Here is a 16,917-nt window from a genome sequence, read left to right on the forward strand (position 1 = left end):
CTGAATATCCTTTATTTGTTATACTAAAAGGGAAAATAAAAGAAAAGGGGACATTGCCTTTGATGAAATTTTTAATTTTAGCTATTCTCACTTTGTTTTTGATTCCATGGACAAGAAGCGGTAGTAAACTTCGAGCAGTGGATAAGAAAGGGGATGAGAAGGTTGTAAAGGGTAAGAAATCATCCATTTTAGTTATTCCTGTATTATTTTGGATAGGTATTGCAATCTACGAATATCTTTGGCTAATCGATGATCGAGTAGATTCGATTCTTACTCATTATGCCGTTGCAGTAGCAGTTTTAATTGGGCTTGTTTTATTTTCACAAAATCAAATAGGGAAATTAGAAGGTACGTTAAAGGGACTTCTAATGTTTGTTTTACTCGCAAGTTACGGCTATTTTGGTTATTTGCACGATATAGTAATCACGCAAAAAAAATATGATTCTGTTGTGAAGGTCGAGAAAGATATTTCAGAGCCGTTTACTGAAAATGATCAACCGTTTACAGTGCCGCCAAAGACAGCGGAGAATAAAATGAAAAAAGTATTTGGGGATATTCCGAAAGTAGCTTATTTTGAGCTAGGGGAATTAACGCCACAAATGGTAAATGGTGAGGCTTTATATGTAGCACCGATTGAAGTTTCAGGCTTTTTTAAAGCACGTAAAGCTGAGACAATTCCAGGGTACGTAACGATGTCAGGTACGAATCCTGATGCGGAAGCGAAACTGCATCTTGGTTATAAAATGAAATATGTGCCGAGCATGTTTTTTGGTAATAAATTAGAACGTGTCGTTCGAAAAGCAGAACCGGATTTGATTTTTAAAGGGAAACCTAAATTCGAAGTTGATGATAAAGGGAAACCGTATTATACAATGACGTATGGTGAATTTATTTCAGGAAGATCTGGATTTGAGGTAGAGGGCGTTGTAGTAGTAGATGCACAAACAGGTGAAGTGAACAGATATGATAAAGGAAAAGCGCCTAAATTTGTTGATGGTGTATTAAATCACGAGACCGCATCTACATTAAATACGTACTTCGGTAAATATATTCACGGATTTTGGAATACGAAATTTTCGCAAACGGATATGAAGATTCCGACTGAGTGGGGAACGAAAGAAGGAGTTACACCAATCTTTGGTAAGGATGGAACGTTATATTACTTTACTGATTTCACCTCTCCGAAAGAGGGAGTAGATTCTGCGTTAGGTTACTCGCTTATCGATGCGCGTACAGGTAAGTTGTATTACTATAACGGAAAAGAAGTGAAGGGGATTATGGATGGTTCAGCTGCTTCGGAAGTAGTGGATAATTCCTTTAAGAGAGAGAAATGGCATGGAACGATGCCGGTTATTTATAACGTGTATGGTAAACCTTCTTGGATTGTACCTGTTATTGATGACGGAGGATTAGTACGTGCTCACACAGTTATCTATGCTTCTAATGCGAAAATATTTGCAACAGGTTCGACGCAAAAAGAAGCGCTTGAGAATTATAAAAATGCGCTAAGCGGAAGTGGAGATTCATTTAGACCAACTTCAAATGGTAAAGAAGCACAAAAAGAAGGCGTTGTACAACGTGTATATAAAGAAAAATCAGGTGAAAATACAATTGTGTATGTACTGTTAGAGAATGAACAAAAAGTATTTATGATACCGGTGAAGAAATTCCCGTATTCTATGTTTACAGAAGTGGGAGATCCAATTCAAATCACATATTTAGACACAGGAGAGGCGATGTCTTCCGTATCTAAATTTACAAATAGCAATTTGAAAAAGTGAAGCGATAGCAATTCTATCGCTTTTTTTTACAGTATGAAACAGGAAAATGCACTATACTTGACGTATGTTTATGTTGTAACTATAATTGTTACGATTCAGTAGTTATAGGAAAGGGTGAACGGAAAAAGTGAATGGAGTTAATCAAGAAATATATAAACCTGTAAAGACAAATAGGTTATGGATGATTCTTGTACTAGGGACACTTACGGCGATTGGGCCATTATCTATTGATATGTATTTGCCTTCTTTACCGAAATTAACGGATGATTTACAGACAGGTGCATCCCTTGCGCAGCTTACATTGACAGCTTGTTTACTTGGGCTTTCAGTAGGACAATTATTTGTCGGTTCAATTAGTGATATTTACGGAAGGCGCAAACCTCTTATTATCGCTCTTATTATTTATGTTGCTTCTTCTTTACTTTGTGCTATTGCACCATCTATTTGGAGTTTAGTGTTATTACGCTTCTTACAAGGAGCTTCAGGATCGGCTGGGATTGTTATATCACGTGCAATGGTACGTGACATGTATTCAGGTTCTGAAATGACAAAGTTTTTCTCGTTGCTCATGTTAGTAAACGGAGCAGCGCCTATTTTAGCACCGATTATTGGGGGACAATTACTACAGTTCACAACATGGCGCGGTGTCTTCATCGTTCTTGGAGCAATTAGTGTATTTATGTTAATATCAGCTACTTTTGTATTACGTGAAACATTACCTCCTGAAGAAAGAGAAACAGGTGGTTTGTCAGGGACATTAGCGACGTACGGAAAACTGTTAAAGGATCGTCTGTTTATGGGATATGCATTGTCACAAGGACTAGTAACGGCGGCAATGTTTGCATACATTTCGGGATCACCGTTTGTGTTGCAGAATATATACGGAGCATCACCACAGCAATTTAGTTTATTCTTTGCGATTAACGGTATCGGTATTATTATTGCTAGTCAGGTAACGGGTCGTTTAGCAGGGAAAGTGAATGAGAAGACATTATTTGTTGCTGGTATTATTATCGCAGCTGTTGGTGGCCTATCTTTATTACTGACAATCGTACTAGGAATCGGTTTAATTGGTGTTTTATGTTCATTATCCCTTGTTGTATCAAGTGTTGGGGTTGTCTCAACAACTGGTTTCTCGTTAGCGATGAGAAATCAGAAACAAGCCGCAGGAACAGCATCGGCCTTATTAGGATTATTACAGTTCATTTCAGGAGCACTTGTTGCACCATTAGTAGGTATTGGTGGAAGCAATACCGCATTACCGATGGGGGTTGTGATAGCGCTTTGTGAAATTGGTGCTGTGTTATGTTATCTATTTATGGCCAGAAGAAGTGAGAAGCAGTTTGAACTGCAACAAAGACAAAATTTAGAAGTTTAATAAAAAAAGAGCTGATTCAAATATTTTTTGAATCGGCTCTTTTTTATTTTTGGAAATAACGCATACAATTTCGTAAGGTAATGCAAAAGTTATTTGCATAAAGTGACGATACTGTGACAAAAATGTTGGTATATATATTAAGGCATCGTCTTAAGTGTAAAAAGTAGGGCGTTCTCGGTATAATAACAAGTGGAGATAAAAGAAACTATAATGAGTAATAGCTGTAGATAAAAGGAGAAAAAGAGATGAAGAAGGTTTTGGGTATTGCTGTAATGGGAAGTATGATCCTTCTAGCAGGATGTAATGGAAATAAAGATACGAAAGAACCGAAAGAAAAGATAGAGCAATCTACTGAGCAAACAGAAGAGATGAAAACATATCGCGAAGTACATGAAAAGTACGACGTGAAGATGAACAAAGAAATTAATAAAGCGTTACAGTTGTTTGAAGTGGCAAAAGAAAAGGGCGGTAAGGAAATAACGAACGCTAAATATAAGGAAGACGTACAAACGGTAACAACAGGCATGTTAGAAGATATTGATAATATACGTAAAGAAATTCGTGTTCCAAAGTCGAAAGAGCAAGAACATGAGGTATACGCTGGTTTCTTGAATGAATCGGAACAAGCAATGAAAAAATTACAGAAGTTAGCTAAAGAAGAAGACTCATCATTGATTCGTGATATAGAAATCAACTTTGCAACAGCATCAACATACTATAAGCGTTTTCAAACAGAGGCAAAAAAATAACCTTGCGTACGCGCAAGGTTATTTTTTCTTCTTACCATCTCCGTCTTCATCCTCGGATACTAATACCTTCTGTTCTTCGTGAAATGCAGAGATTGTTTGTCCGGTAATATTATCGAATGGAGTATAAAAAGAAGTGATACGTTTCTTTTTAATAAAGAGATTATAGAAGCCGATGATGACAAGTATTACGATTGTTAATGGTAATCCTATAGTAGCAAGAAGTAAGGGAGCCATCTTATAACTCCTTTAATACAATTTCTTTTTATTATAAGCGAAAGATTGTAATTTCAATAACTAACGCCGCAGAAAACTGATTTTTCTAAATATATCCAATTTGATTGACTTTTCATTTTTTCAGAATTATAATTCAAAATATACAATTTGAACCAAATAATAATATAGCAATTTACTTATCCAGAGAGGTAGAGGGACTGGCCCTATGACACCTCAGCAGCGGGTTCTGTAACAGGAACACCGTGCTAATTCCAGCAAGCAAGTCTTGAAAGATAAGTGATGGGCCTTCGTTTATTAAGCCTTGATCTTATTTTTTAAGATCAAGGCTTTTTGTATTTTAAGAAGAGAAAAGGGAGTAATGGGAAAGATACGTCAGTAAAACAAAGTAAATTTATAAGTTTAGGGGGTTATTAGAGTGTTTGTTGTTAAAAAACTATCAGTTATGGTTTTCACATTATGGGTTATTACGACAGTGACATTTTTAATTATGCATATTATTCCGGGAGATCCATTTTCATCAGATGCGAAAATCTTTCCTGAAGAAGTGATACAAAACATGAGGGCGAAGTATCATCTTGATGAACCGTTATGGAATCAATATGTTGCTTATTTAGACGGTGTAGTTCATTTTGATTTTGGTGAATCCGTTCAATCGACGGGGCAAGGCGTATCAGAGATTATAACGACAGGATTTGGTCCATCAGCGATTATTGGTTTACAAGCACTTATTATTTCATTGTTAGTTGGGATTGCAGCAGGCACATTTGCAGCTCTCTATCACGGGAGAGTAATTGATTATGGTGTGAGTTTGCTTGCAATTCTCGGCATATCTATTCCAAGCTTTATTTTAGCACCATTATTTATACAAGTATTTGCTATCCAATTCGAGCTCTTACCAGTAGCCTCTTGGGGTACAGTCGAACATACGGTATTACCATCTTTCGCATTGGCGCTAGGTCCAATCGCGGTTATTACAAGATTTGTTCGTTCTAATATGATCGAAGTATTGCAGAGTGATTATATTAAGCTAGCAAGAGCGAAAGGTATACCAATTAATAAGATTATTATAAGACATGCTCTTCGAAATGCGATTGTTCCAGTACTTACATTTGTTGGACCATTAATGGCTGGACTTTTAACAGGGACTTTCGTTATTGAAAAAATCTTTTCAATTCCTGGTCTAGGAAAATATTTTGTAGATAGTATTTTTAATCGAGATTATCCGGTGATTATGGGAACAACGATTTTCTATAGTGCATTATTAATTTCTTGTATTTTCATTACAGATATTATTCATCGCATTGTGGATCCGCGTATTCGTTCTATTACGTAAGGAGGGGGGATATTTAAATGGGAGCTTATGAAATTGATAAACAGCTATTAACGAATGAGGAGAAAAAAGAACTAACGATAAATAAAGATCAGCAGACAATTAGCCGAAAAAAGGAAGTGATTCGTAAGTTTATATCGAATCCAATCGCAGTTTTAGGATCAGTAACATTATTACTAATCATTGTATTTTCTCTTATTGGTGAAAGTTTAACGCCATTTACTGCGAGTGAGCAAGTAAAAGAGGCAACAAACTTACCGCCTAGTAGTGAGCATTGGTTCGGAACAGATGATTTAGGTAGGGACATATGGGCACGTACTTGGGCTGGTGGGAAAATTTCACTAACGGTTGGATTGGTAGCAGCAGCTCTTGATATAGGGATAGGTGTACTAATCGGTGGCTTTAGTGGATATGTGAGAGGACGTAATCGTCTTGGAACGTTAATTGATGAGTGGATTATAAGAGGAATTGAAGTATTATACGGTATCCCATATTTATTAATTGTTATTTTATTATTAATCGTTATGAAACCAGGTCTTTTTACCATCATTATCGCTCTTGCATTAACAGGCTGGATTGGAATGGCACGTCTCATTCGAGCTCAAGTCTTGTCTTTAAAACAAAGAGAGTTTGTTATTGCGGCAGAGCGATTAGGCACGCCTCATATGAAAATTATATATGGGCATTTAATTCCGAACTTAACGGGGATTATTATCGTGAATTTATCATTTACAATTCCAGCAGCTATTTTCTCAGAATCATTTTTAAGCTTTATTGGCCTTGGAGTGCAATCACCAGCAGCGAGTTGGGGAACGATGACGAACGATGCACTCGGGACATTACTAAGCGGAGAGTGGTGGCAACTATTCTTCCCGGCAATCATGATTGCACTTATCATGTTTGCATTTAATGCGATTGGTGATGGTTTGCAAGATGCAATTGATCCAAAAATCGTGAAACGGAATCGAAAGGAGAAAAAACATGGGACAGCTCTTATCTTTAGAAAACGTAACGTTAGCCGTTGAAAAAGAGACTAGTAAGCAAGCGATTGTGAAGCATGTTTCCTTTTCTATTAAAGAAGGTGAAATAGTTGCACTTGTAGGAGAAAGTGGTTCAGGAAAAAGCGTTACAGCACAATCCATTATTGGCTTAAATCAAGAAGCGATTCACATTGATGATGGAAATGTATCTTTCCAATCAAAGGAATTAACGAATTTAAAGGAATCAGAATGGAATCAAATTCGTGGGAAAGATATTTCTTTTATCTTTCAAGACCCACTTTCATCTTTAAATCCGACGATGAAGGTGGGAAGGCAAATTACAGAGGTGATTTTGCAACACGAAAAGAAATCGAAAAAAGAGGCAAAAAAAATTGCAATTAACTTATTAAATGATTTAGGGATACATGAAGCAGAGAAACGCTTTGAACAGTATCCACATCAATTAAGCGGAGGTATGAGGCAACGTATTTGTTTAGCAATTGCGTTTGCGTGTCAACCAAAGCTCGTTATTGCAGATGAGCCTACAACTGCATTAGATGTAACGATTCAAAAGCAAATTATGGGGTTATTAAAAGAGCGAAAAGAAAAACAAAATACGAGTATTTTATTAATTACCCATGATTTGGCACTTGTACGTGAAGTAGCAGATCGAGTAGTTGTGATGTACGGAGGGCGTGTCGTTGAAAAAGGAACGATACAGGAAGTAATAGGTTCTCCTAAACATCCATATACGAAAAGTTTATTACAAGCAATTCCGAATATGGATGATACCGAAAAAGTATTACGTGCAATCGAAGGAACGACACCTTCCATTGAGACGTTAAATAGTTTTGGTTGTCCTTTTGTAAATCGTTGTCCGGTAGCAGTCAAAGAATGTATTCATCGTTTTCCAGAGAGAACAACATATTCTGGGGAGCATAGTTCACATTGCTGGCAGCATGTTCTTGAGCATAACGAAGTGAAATCAAAAGAGAAGGTGAACGCCTCATGACGACAGATTTAATTACTGTAAAGCAAGTAAGGAAAACATATGGAAGTAAAAATAAAGAAATCGCAGCGTTAAAAGATATAACACTTTCTATTCCGAAAGGAACAACGCTTGGCATTATTGGAGAAAGTGGTTCTGGAAAGACAACACTTGGTAAGCTCATAGCTGGGATTGAGAAACCAACGTCTGGTGAAATTAATTATAACGGTCAAGTCGTTCACAAGTTGAAGGCAGCTCATAAGCGTGATTTCTTACAGAAAGTACAGTTTATTTTTCAAGATTCCACAGCAGCATTAAATCCGCGCTGGAAAGTACGCGATAGCGTAACAGAAGGATATATTTCATTCGGACTCGGTGATAAAGGATTGAAAGATAAAGTCGCGGGTGATGCGCTAGAGCGTGTTGGGTTAGATAGACGATATATTAATCGCTATCCGCACGAATTTAGCGGAGGACAACGACAACGGATCGCTATTGCAAGAGCATTATTGTGTGAGCCAGAAGTATTGATTCTTGATGAACCAATTTCAGCATTAGATGTTTCATTGCAAATTCAAATTGTACATCTGTTGCAAAAAATCCAAAAGGAACAAGGCTATACATATTTATTTATCGCGCACGATTTACCGATGGTTCACTATTTATGTGAAAAAGTGGCTGTCTTATATAAAGGAGAACTTGTTGAATTTGGAGATACGGATGAAGTATTCCGTAATCCACAACATTCTTATACAAAAACATTATTAGCATCAACACCAAAAATTTCAGGGTAAAGGGGAATGTAAGATGAAGAAGGTTTTACTGTTTGTCATTATGACTGTTTTAGCAATTACTTCTGTCGCTTGCGGTAAGAAAGAGACGCAAAAGGCGAGTGCTGGTAAGGGAGAAGGAGATCGATTAGTAACGAATATTGGTAGCGATCCATATACACTTGATTCCGCTATTGCAACAGATAGCACGTCAGGTTATGTAATTGGACATTTATTCTCAAGCTTATATACGCAAGATAGTTATGGGAAATATCAAAATGAATTAGCAGAGAAAGAAGAAGTAAATACTGATGGAACTGAATATACAATTCATTTAAAGAAAGATATTAAATGGTCAGATGGTTCTGCTATTACAGCAAGTGATTTTGAATTTGCATGGAAGCGATTATTAAATCCGAAAACAGGTTCTATGAATGCGACAGAAATGTATTTTATTAAAGGTGCAGAGGCGTATAATACTGGAAAAGGTGAAGAAGGCCAAGTTGGTATTCAAGTTGTTGATCCTCAAACATTAAAGATAACACTTGAGCACCCAGTGTCTTCTATTAAACAAAAATTAGCAAGTTCATTATTTATTCCATTATCTAAAAAATCAATTGATGATAATAATAAATTAAAAACAGATCCAAAAGAGTTAATTACGAACGGACCATTCACGTTAAAAGAATGGAAGCATAACCAAGCAATTACAGTACAAAAAAATAAAGAATACTACGATAAAAAGGTAACATTAAAAGAAATTGAGTTTCGTATTATTCCGGACTCTAAAACAGCGTACCAATTATACAAATCAAAAGAATTAGATTTACTAAGTGGTTTACCACAAGAGATGATTGAGAAAGAAAAAGGAAATAAAGAATATAAGCGTGTTGCAGGATTCTCATCTTATATTTATTCGTTTAACGTAGAAAAAGAGCCATTCACAAATGCGAAAGTACGTAAAGCATTCTCATTAGCAGTTGATCGTAAGTTTATCGTTGAAAAACTGTATAAAAACAATGCACAAGAAGCGAATGCATTCGTTCCAGAAGGAGCAAAAACACAAAGTGGCCGTGATTTCCGTAAAGAAAAAGGTGGTTACGTTAAATTTGATTCAGCAGAAGCGAAAAAATTACTAGAAGAAGGTATGAAAGAACAAGGCTGGTCTACATTACCTGAAGTAACATTAAAATTCACTACAGATACACAACATAAAAAAGTAGCAGAAGCAATGCAAGAAATGTTTAAGAAAAATCTTGGCGTAGATATTAAATTAGAAAATAAAGAATGGAAGAGTTACATTGACACATATAAGCAAAGTGATTTCCAATTAGCTTATATGGGATGGGGCGGTTCTCTATTAGACCCAATTACTAAATTAGATTTATATGCAGGTGATGGTCCAAACAATTATGCAAAATGGCATAATAAAGAATTTGATGCTTTAGTAAAAGAAGCAGAAGTTGAACAAGATGAAGATAAGCGCTTTGACTTACTGCATAAAGCAGAAGATATTATGTTTACAGATTCACCATTAATTCCGGTTATATTCCCTTCTGATTCTTATTTACAAAAAGAATCGGTATCTTTACTTCAATATTATGTTGGATCTAAACCAGATTTAAGATATGCAAAAATAAAGAAGTAGGCAACCGCCTACTTCTTTATTTTATTTCTCTTTTATATTCTTTTTTCGTTCCATCAGAGAAGACAACTTCTAAATCGAACTTTTGGTAGTCTTTATCAAGTTTGAACACGTTTACTACTTGATCAATTACTTCTTGATCAGGAGTATCTTTATTAAATTTTAATTCTTGTAGAAGTGGGCTTAATTTTGTAATAGCCTCGTCTCCTGTTAATTTTACATCTGCTTTATGATCTTCAATTTTTGCTTCCATTTTCTTATCTGCTGCTACATTTTTATAGTCTGCTTCGTAGTCTTTCTTTGTATCTTGGTAGTCTGCCTTTAAATCAAATTCATTGAAGTTTAGTTTTAAATCAGCAGGAGCTTCATTCTTTGCCTCTTCTGTAGTCTTTTTATTAGAAGTTGTGTCTTCTTTTGCAGGAGCTTTACATCCTGTTAATACAGGTACTAGCATAAGTGCTAATAAAACTGATAGTAAAATTCTCATTATAATTTCCTCCTTATGTAAATTCGTTCTATACAAGTTTTTCCCAAAATCATGTAATTATGTATGTGTTGAAAATAAATTATTAACTGGTAGCCACAAAGTTTAATCCGCAATTTAAATCAAAAATGATTTGTATGTATATGGTAAATTAAGGTTGTGAGGAGGTGCTAAAATGCATGAAGAGTATAAAGAGATGATAAAAAAAGCAATTGAATATATAGAGGAGAATTTACATGAGGAGCTTACAACAGAAAGAGTGGCCTCTCACAGTGCGGTATCGATGTACCATTTTCATCGTATTTTTCAAAGGTATATTGGGATGAGTGTAACGGATTATATTCGAAAGAGAAGGTTAACTCATGCTGCGCAAGTTTTAGTGTCAACGGAGAGAGCTGTTATTGATATTGCAGTACAATACGGCTTTTCCTCACAAGAGGCATTTACGAGAGCTTTTAAAAGAATGTTTCAATTGCCACCGAAGAAATATCGAAAGTACTTCCAGTCATTTTATATAGAAAGAGAGGGTATTTCAATGCAAAAAGGTATACCGAAAGGATGGATCTTAAGTGGAAGTCATCCTGCTGAATATGAGATGGGTTTAGATTATGAAGTTGTCCATCAAGGAAAAGTATCTGCATACATAAAGGCAAAAGAGAATGTTACACATGGAGGATTTTCAACATTAATGCAAATGTTTCAAGCGGATAAATACGTAGGTAAAAGATTACGTTTAACAGCATTTGTTAAGAGTGAGAACGTAAGAGATTGGGCAGGATTGTGGATGCGAGTAGACGGAAAAGATACAGAACCACTCGCTATGGATAATATGCAAAATCGCCCGATTAAAAATACGAATAACTGGCAATCGTACTCGGTTGTATTAGATATAAAAGAAGGAGCACTTGGTATAGCATTTGGTGTCTTATTATCAGGGGAAGGTTGTGTGTGGCTAGATAGTATTCGATTTGATGAAGTGGATGAAAAAATTCTTTCAACAGATTTGGCGGAAAATTTTTATGAAACACTACTAGAAGAGCCAGTAAATCTGCAATTTGAAGAGATAGAAAAGTAAGGAGAAAAGATATGCTCAAATATGTAAAACTAATAAGTATTAGTTTAGTAGTATCGTCTTGTATTACGGGAATTAACTATTTAATTAGCTATCTTTGGTCAGGGCATATACCTTCTTTGACGTGGAGAACATATTTTATGTTTATGTTTATATTTATGATGAGTTTTAGTTCGATGCAAAAAGAAGGGGAAGAGGATTATTGACAATAGTCTTCTTCCCCTTTCTTTCATTAAAACAAATGTTCATAACTGTTTTCGGAAATGCAGGTATGATCTTTAATATAATTTTACTATCGTTACAACTTGTAAGTTCGGGTGTAATTGTACCACATGAGATGCTTTCTAAAACATATCAAACAATCGGTGAATTATTTCCCGCAACATATGCAGCGAATGGCTATTATGCAATAATATTTGGGGGAGTAAGTTTAGAGAAAAATATTATTTCATTATTAATCATTATATTAGTTACACAATTGATAGCAGTAATTACTGTATCTATAAAAGGAATAGTAAAGAGAAGAAGCTATGTAGTTAAAGAAGTATAAAATAAAAAAGGTATCCTGCGATTGGATACCTTTTTTATTTTATTATTTTGCAACTTCTGTCCACTTGTAGTTAAATTCACCACCGAAGTCAGTTGTTACAAGCCCTTTAATAAATCCGCGTTGTAGGTAAGAACGACCTTGTTGGTATAAAGGAGCGACAGCGCCGTCTTGTAATAGGATTTTTTCAGCTTGTTTCATTGCTTCAAAACGTGCTTTTTCATCGCCAGCTAAATCTGTTTTCACTTTATGAATGAGCGCATCGTACTCTTTGTTAGAGTATTTATCGAAGTTATAAGCACTATCTGTTGTAAATAAATCTAAGAATGTAATTGGATCCGCGAAGTCAGGGCCCCAGCCATCAATACCGATTTCATAGTCACCACTTAATAGTAGTTTCAGCTGTTGTTTACGTGGTTGTGGTTTTAACGTCACTGTTAATCCGTCTAGATTCTTTTCTAGTTCACCTTTTAAATATTCACCAGTCTTTTTAGCTAAAGCATTATCACTTGTTAATAGTTCGATTGTTACTTTGTCAGTACCAAGTTCTTGTTTCGCTTTTTTCCAGTTTTCTTTTGCTGTTTTTACATCATCTTTGACTAGGTTTCCATTTTCTTTACGGAAGTCAGTACCTTCTGGACTTTTCGCGAATTTCGCAGGAACCATTCCTTCAGCTGGAACAGCACCATTATTTAAAATTGTTTCTACGTATGCTTTTTTATTCATTGCTCCGTTAATAGCAAGGCGTGCATGTCGATTTTTTAATGTTTCATTTTTTTGATTGAGTCGTAAGAATTGAATACCAACTTCAGCGCGGTCCTTGAAGTTTGGATCTCCTTTATATTTATCAACAAACTCCGCAGTTAAAGCAACGCGATCGATTTGTCCTGAGTCATATAAATTAACTTCTGTAGATTTATCTTTAACGACATTGAAGTTAATTTCTTCTAATTTTACCGTTTTAGCATCCCAATAGTTAGGATTCTTCTTCAATTGGAAGCTTTGTTCATGCTTCCAGTTATCTAATGTGAAAGCACCGTTGTAAATTAAATGATTTGTTTCTAAACCGTATTTATCACCTTGAGATTTTAAGTACTCCTCATTAATTGGTAAGAATGTTGAGAATGTCGTTAAACTTAAGAAGTAGGGAACAGGACGATCTAGTTGTACTTCTAAAGTTTTGTCATCAAGAGCTTTAATACCTAATTGCTCAACCGGTAATTGTTTTTGATTTATTTGTTTCGCATTCTGTATATCGAAGAATAAAAATGCGTATTCAGCTGCTGTATCAGGATTTACGGCACGTTGCCAAGCGAAGACAAAGTCCTTTGCTGTAACAGGAGTACCATTTGACCATTTTGAATCACGCAGGTGGAATGTATATTTTGTTTTATCGGGACTAACGTCAACCGACTCAGCAACACCAGGAATTGGTTTGTTATCTTCTCCCAGTGCATATAAACCTTCAAAAACATTTCGCATTACGCTCATGGATTCCCCATCCGTTGCTTTTGCAACATCCATTGTTGGAATTTCTGAAGCGAATGATAAGTTAATTGCCTGTTTATCAGGTGCTTTATCATTTGCTTTTGCTCCGCTCGCATGATCTTTATTTCCCCCACAAGCAGTTAGTAATAGACTTGCCCCTAAAACAGATGCAACAACAGGTACAACTTTTTTCTTCATTGTTCGTTCCTCCCTAAATGTGTTATTCGTAACGTCGTAATGTCCACGTTTTGAATTGTAGCTATAGAAGAAGAGAAAACCTATTATAGATATGTGTGTGTAGGTAATCAGGTGTTCTATATGTATATACATGTTGAACTATAATCTATCGTTATATGTTTCAACGTAGTAGACGTTATATTTTGATGGTGAAATATTTCGTTTCTTTGATTATTTAGAATATTAACACTGAAAAGAACTATATGTCAATAATAAAAATAGATTGTTAATTTCTTAGAATAATATATTAAAAAAGCAGATTTCCTCGTATTAGGGAATCTGCTTTTAATATGTTTTGCTAAAAAAACAATTGGTGTGGGCTAATAATCAGTGGGGGATGAAGAAAAAACCACTGATTAAAGTTTCGCTTTATTTTTCGATTTTTGCCCATTTGAAGTTTAATTGACCTGCAAAGTCTACTTGCACAATCCCTTTCACATAAGAACGTTCTAAATAAGATTCGCCTTTTTGGTAAAGAGGAGCGATAACAGAGTCTTTAAATAATATTTTCTCGGATGCTAGTAATGCTTCCCAGCGAGCTTTTTCATCACCGGCTAAAGTGGTTTTCACTTTTGCTATTGTTTCATCAAACTCCTTATTAGAGTAATGATCTAAGTTGTAAGGGTTATTCGTTGTAAATAGCTCAAGGAATGTAATTGGATCCGCAAAGTCAGGGCTCCAGCCGTCAATTCCAATTTCATAGTCACCTTTTAATAAAAGTGAAACTTGTTGTTTACGTGGTTGCGGCTTTATATTTACTGTTAAGCCATCTAAATTCTTTTCGAGTTGTCCTTTTAAGAATTCACCAGTTTTCTTTTCAAGGTCACCGTCACTTGTTAATAGTTCTAACGTTATTTTTTCAGACCCAAGTTCTTGTTTTGCCTTTTTCCATAATTCTTGAGCAGATTTTGTGTCAACTTTTGTTAAATCGCCGTTTGCAGCACGGAAATCTGTTCCGTCAGGTCCTTTTGCAAAGTTTTTCGGCACGAGACTAGAGGTTGGTGTAGAGCCGTCATTTAATAACGTATTTACAAAGGATTTTCGATCAATCGTTTGATCGATTGCTTGGCGTGCAGAAACGTTTTGAAGTACTTTGTTTTGTTGATTCATACGTAGAAACTGTACCCCTACGTTTGGCCGTTCTTTAAAGTTAGCATCTTTTTTATATTTATCAACGAAGTCAGATGTTAGTTTGATACGATCTAATTGTTTTGATTCGAATAAATTTACTTCTGTAGATTTTTCTTTTACGACGTTAAAATTGATTTCTTCCAGTTTGACAGTATCTTTATCCCAATAGGTAGGGTTTTTCTTAAATTTAAAGCTTTGCTCATGCTTCCAATCGCTTAGTGTAAAAGCTCCGTTGTATAAGATTGTATTGTCTTCTAAAGCGTATTTATCACCTTGTGATTTAAAGAATTCCTCGTTAATTGGTAGAAATGTTGGGAACGCTGTTAAGCTAATAAAGTACGGAACAGGACGTTCTAATTCTACCTCAAACGTATGGTCATCAATTGCTTTTACACCAAGTTGATCGGCTGGAAGTTCTTTGTTGTTAATTTTTGTTGCATTTTTAATATCAAAGAATAGAAATGCATATTCAGAGGCTGTTGCTGGATCAACAGCTCTTTGCCAAGCGAAGACAAAGTCTTTCGCTGTAACAGGAGTGCCGTTTGACCATTTTGAATCTCGTAAATGGAATGTGTATTTCGTCTTATCGCCACTTACTTCATGAGATTTTGCAACACCAGGGACAGGTTTGTTACCTTCACCAAGATTATACAAACCCTCAAATACGTTCCTCATTACTTGACCAGAATCAGTATCTGTAGCACGAGCTGTATCCATTGTTCGTATTTCAGTAGGTGAAGATAAGTTTAAAACTTGTGTACTAGGTGCCTCGTCTTTTGCATTTGCTCCGCTTGCTTCGTTTTTATAACTACCGCAACCAGTTAATAAAATACTTACTCCTACAACTGATGCAATACCGGGTACAAACTTCTTTTTCATTTGATTTTCCTCCTAAATAATTAAGTTTGGATGATGATGAGGGAAATGAAAAATAAAAAATCCCTCTTTTCGTATTGAGAAAGAGGGATTTTTACGTACAAGTTATGCACCCGTATATAAACGAAGTCCCTCATTCTATCTTTCAAGCATAAAGCTTGCAGGAAGTGGCACAGTATTCAAAATGAACCTGCTGCCGAGGTTTCAAAGGGCCAGTCCCTCCACCTCTCTTGATACAATGAGTAAACGAATAAACTTTATTAATTTTTGTGTTTCTTTGATAATTCAAAATCTTACACCTTGGATAATGAAGTGTCAACCAAATGAAATATAGTTTAAATTTTCAGTTTTCTTAAATGAAAAAAACCACTGCATATGGCAGTGGTTTTTCTATTAGAAGTTAAAGTTATCTGGATCTGGACCGACGCGACGGTCTTCATTAAGAGCTTGAATTGCTTTCATGTCATCAGCGCTTAATTCAAAATCAAATATATTTGCATTTTCAATAATGCGATGTTCTTTAATAGATTTAGGGATGGTTACAACTTCGTTTTGTAGATCCCAGCGTAAAATAATTTGTGCAGTTGATTTATTATATTTTGTCGCAATGTCTTGTAATGTTGAGTTATCAAGTAGTTGTCCTTGCATTAATGGTGACCAAGCTTCAAGCTGGATGTTATGTTCTTTACAGAAAGCGTGTAATTCTTCTTGTGCTAAACGTGGGTGGTATTCCACTTGATTGACCATTGGTTTAATTTCAGCGATTTCAAATACGTCTTGTAAGTGGTGAATGTGGAAATTACTCACACCGATAGCACGAACACGGCCATCTTTATAAAGTTTTTCTAACGCTTTCCATGATTCAGTATATTTCCCCTTTACAGGCCAATGTACTAAATATAAATCTAAATATTCTAGACCTAATTTCTCTAATGTAGTTTCAAATGCTTGAAGTGTTGTTTCATATCCTTGATCGCTATTCCATACTTTTGATGTAACAAATAATTCTTCACGTGAAACACCTGATTCACGAATCGCTTGTCCAACACCTTCTTCGTTTTGATAGATTGCTGCAGTATCAATGCTGCGGTAGCCATTTTTAATTGCTGCTTTTACAGATTCAATTACTTCTGAACCATCTTCTACTTTAAAAACACCTAAACCGAACCAAGGCATTTTTACACCGTTATGTAATGTTGTATAGTCTTTTAAACTTGTTAAATTCAT

The 16,917-nt window shown here is 35.5% G+C and carries 16 protein-coding genes and 2 riboswitches; of the genes, 11 read left to right on the forward strand and 5 right to left on the reverse strand.

Going from position 1 to position 16,917, the window contains the following annotated elements; translation table 11 throughout:
• Window positions 1-62: 62 nt before the first annotated feature.
• From J0835_RS01045 to J0835_RS01055, 3 genes are all read left to right on the forward strand, one after another.
• On the forward strand, window positions 63-1,781 hold the full coding sequence (locus J0835_RS01045; protein ID WP_087979146.1) for a DUF3981 domain-containing protein: 1,719 nt from the start codon (window positions 63-65) through the stop codon (window positions 1,779-1,781).
• A gap of 127 nt (window positions 1,782-1,908) precedes the next feature.
• Window positions 1,909-3,159: a multidrug effflux MFS transporter gene (locus tag J0835_RS01050; RefSeq protein ID WP_087979147.1), complete on the forward strand. Its 1,251-nt coding sequence runs from the start codon at window positions 1,909-1,911 to the stop codon at window positions 3,157-3,159.
• A 245-nt stretch (window positions 3,160-3,404) separates the two neighbouring features.
• Window positions 3,405-3,908, forward strand: a complete 504-nt coding sequence (locus tag J0835_RS01055) for a hypothetical protein (protein WP_087979148.1) — start codon at window positions 3,405-3,407, stop codon at window positions 3,906-3,908.
• 18 nt (window positions 3,909-3,926) lie between these two features.
• Here J0835_RS01055 and J0835_RS01060 read toward each other — a convergent pair whose 3' ends face one another.
• On the reverse strand, window positions 3,927-4,142 hold the full coding sequence (locus J0835_RS01060) for a DUF3951 domain-containing protein (protein WP_087979149.1): 216 nt from the start codon (window positions 4,140-4,142) through the stop codon (window positions 3,927-3,929).
• A 173-nt stretch (window positions 4,143-4,315) separates the two neighbouring features.
• Window positions 4,316-4,421, forward strand: a riboswitch (SAM riboswitch).
• A 136-nt stretch (window positions 4,422-4,557) separates the two neighbouring features.
• On the opposite strand from J0835_RS01060, the gene J0835_RS01065 reads away from it, so the two are divergent.
• Genes J0835_RS01065 through J0835_RS01085 form a run of 5 tightly spaced genes read left to right on the forward strand, consistent with a single transcriptional unit; the run spans window position 4,558 to window position 9,858 of the window.
• Window positions 4,558-5,475 carry an ABC transporter permease gene (locus J0835_RS01065; RefSeq protein ID WP_087979150.1) on the forward strand — a complete coding sequence of 306 codons (918 nt, stop codon included), beginning with the start codon at window positions 4,558-4,560 and terminating at the stop codon, window positions 5,473-5,475.
• Between the two features lie 17 nt (window positions 5,476-5,492).
• A complete protein-coding gene (locus J0835_RS01070; protein ID WP_087979151.1) occupies window positions 5,493-6,497 on the forward strand; it encodes an ABC transporter permease in 1,005 nt (334 codons plus the stop codon).
• Window positions 6,454-7,464 carry an ABC transporter ATP-binding protein gene (locus J0835_RS01075; protein WP_087979152.1) on the forward strand — a complete coding sequence of 337 codons (1,011 nt, stop codon included), beginning with the start codon at window positions 6,454-6,456 and terminating at the stop codon, window positions 7,462-7,464. The genes J0835_RS01070 and J0835_RS01075 overlap by 44 nt, the downstream gene beginning before the upstream one ends.
• Entirely contained in the window at window positions 7,461-8,234 is a 774-nt protein-coding gene (locus J0835_RS01080) for an ABC transporter ATP-binding protein (protein ID WP_087979153.1), read from the forward strand. Before J0835_RS01075 ends, J0835_RS01080 begins: the two co-directional genes overlap by 4 nt.
• A gap of 13 nt (window positions 8,235-8,247) precedes the next feature.
• Window positions 8,248-9,858: a peptide ABC transporter substrate-binding protein gene (locus tag J0835_RS01085; protein WP_087979154.1), complete on the forward strand. Its 1,611-nt coding sequence runs from the start codon at window positions 8,248-8,250 to the stop codon at window positions 9,856-9,858.
• A 16-nt stretch (window positions 9,859-9,874) separates the two neighbouring features.
• Here J0835_RS01085 and J0835_RS01090 read toward each other — a convergent pair whose 3' ends face one another.
• On the reverse strand, window positions 9,875-10,342 hold the full coding sequence (locus tag J0835_RS01090) for a YusW family protein (protein ID WP_087979155.1): 468 nt from the start codon (window positions 10,340-10,342) through the stop codon (window positions 9,875-9,877).
• Between the two features lie 172 nt (window positions 10,343-10,514).
• Here J0835_RS01090 and J0835_RS01095 point away from each other — a divergent pair, with 172 nt between their 5' ends.
• The 3 genes from J0835_RS01095 to J0835_RS01105 are packed head-to-tail and all read left to right on the forward strand — an operon-like array spanning window position 10,515 to window position 11,961.
• Window positions 10,515-11,414 (forward strand): helix-turn-helix domain-containing protein, encoded by a 900-nt coding sequence (locus J0835_RS01095; RefSeq protein ID WP_087979156.1) that lies wholly within the window; start codon window positions 10,515-10,517, stop codon window positions 11,412-11,414.
• A gap of 11 nt (window positions 11,415-11,425) precedes the next feature.
• Window positions 11,426-11,617 (forward strand): hypothetical protein, encoded by a 192-nt coding sequence (locus tag J0835_RS01100; RefSeq protein WP_087979157.1) that lies wholly within the window; start codon window positions 11,426-11,428, stop codon window positions 11,615-11,617.
• Window positions 11,614-11,961, forward strand: a complete 348-nt coding sequence (locus tag J0835_RS01105; protein WP_140386637.1) for a hypothetical protein — start codon at window positions 11,614-11,616, stop codon at window positions 11,959-11,961. Before J0835_RS01100 ends, J0835_RS01105 begins: the two co-directional genes overlap by 4 nt.
• Window positions 11,962-12,003: 42 nt before the next feature.
• On the opposite strand, the gene J0835_RS01110 is transcribed toward J0835_RS01105, so the two are convergent.
• The 3 genes from J0835_RS01110 to J0835_RS01120 all read right to left on the reverse strand — a co-directional run bounded on the left by J0835_RS01110 (window position 12,004) and on the right by J0835_RS01120 (window position 16,917).
• A complete protein-coding gene (locus J0835_RS01110; RefSeq protein WP_087979158.1) occupies window positions 12,004-13,644 on the reverse strand; it encodes a peptide ABC transporter substrate-binding protein in 1,641 nt (546 codons plus the stop codon).
• Between the two features lie 408 nt (window positions 13,645-14,052).
• Complete coding sequence (locus J0835_RS01115; protein WP_087979159.1) at window positions 14,053-15,693, reverse strand: peptide ABC transporter substrate-binding protein; 1,641 nt, start codon at window positions 15,691-15,693, stop codon at window positions 14,053-14,055.
• Window positions 15,694-15,825: 132 nt separating this feature from the next.
• Window positions 15,826-15,930: riboswitch (SAM riboswitch) on the reverse strand.
• A 153-nt stretch (window positions 15,931-16,083) separates the two neighbouring features.
• Window positions 16,084-16,917: an aldo/keto reductase gene (locus J0835_RS01120; protein WP_087979160.1), complete on the reverse strand. Its 834-nt coding sequence runs from the start codon at window positions 16,915-16,917 to the stop codon at window positions 16,084-16,086.

Source organism: Bacillus cereus group sp. Sample62, from assembly GCF_036851315.1.
GTDB lineage: Bacteria > Bacillota > Bacilli > Bacillales > Bacillaceae_G > Bacillus_A > Bacillus_A wiedmannii.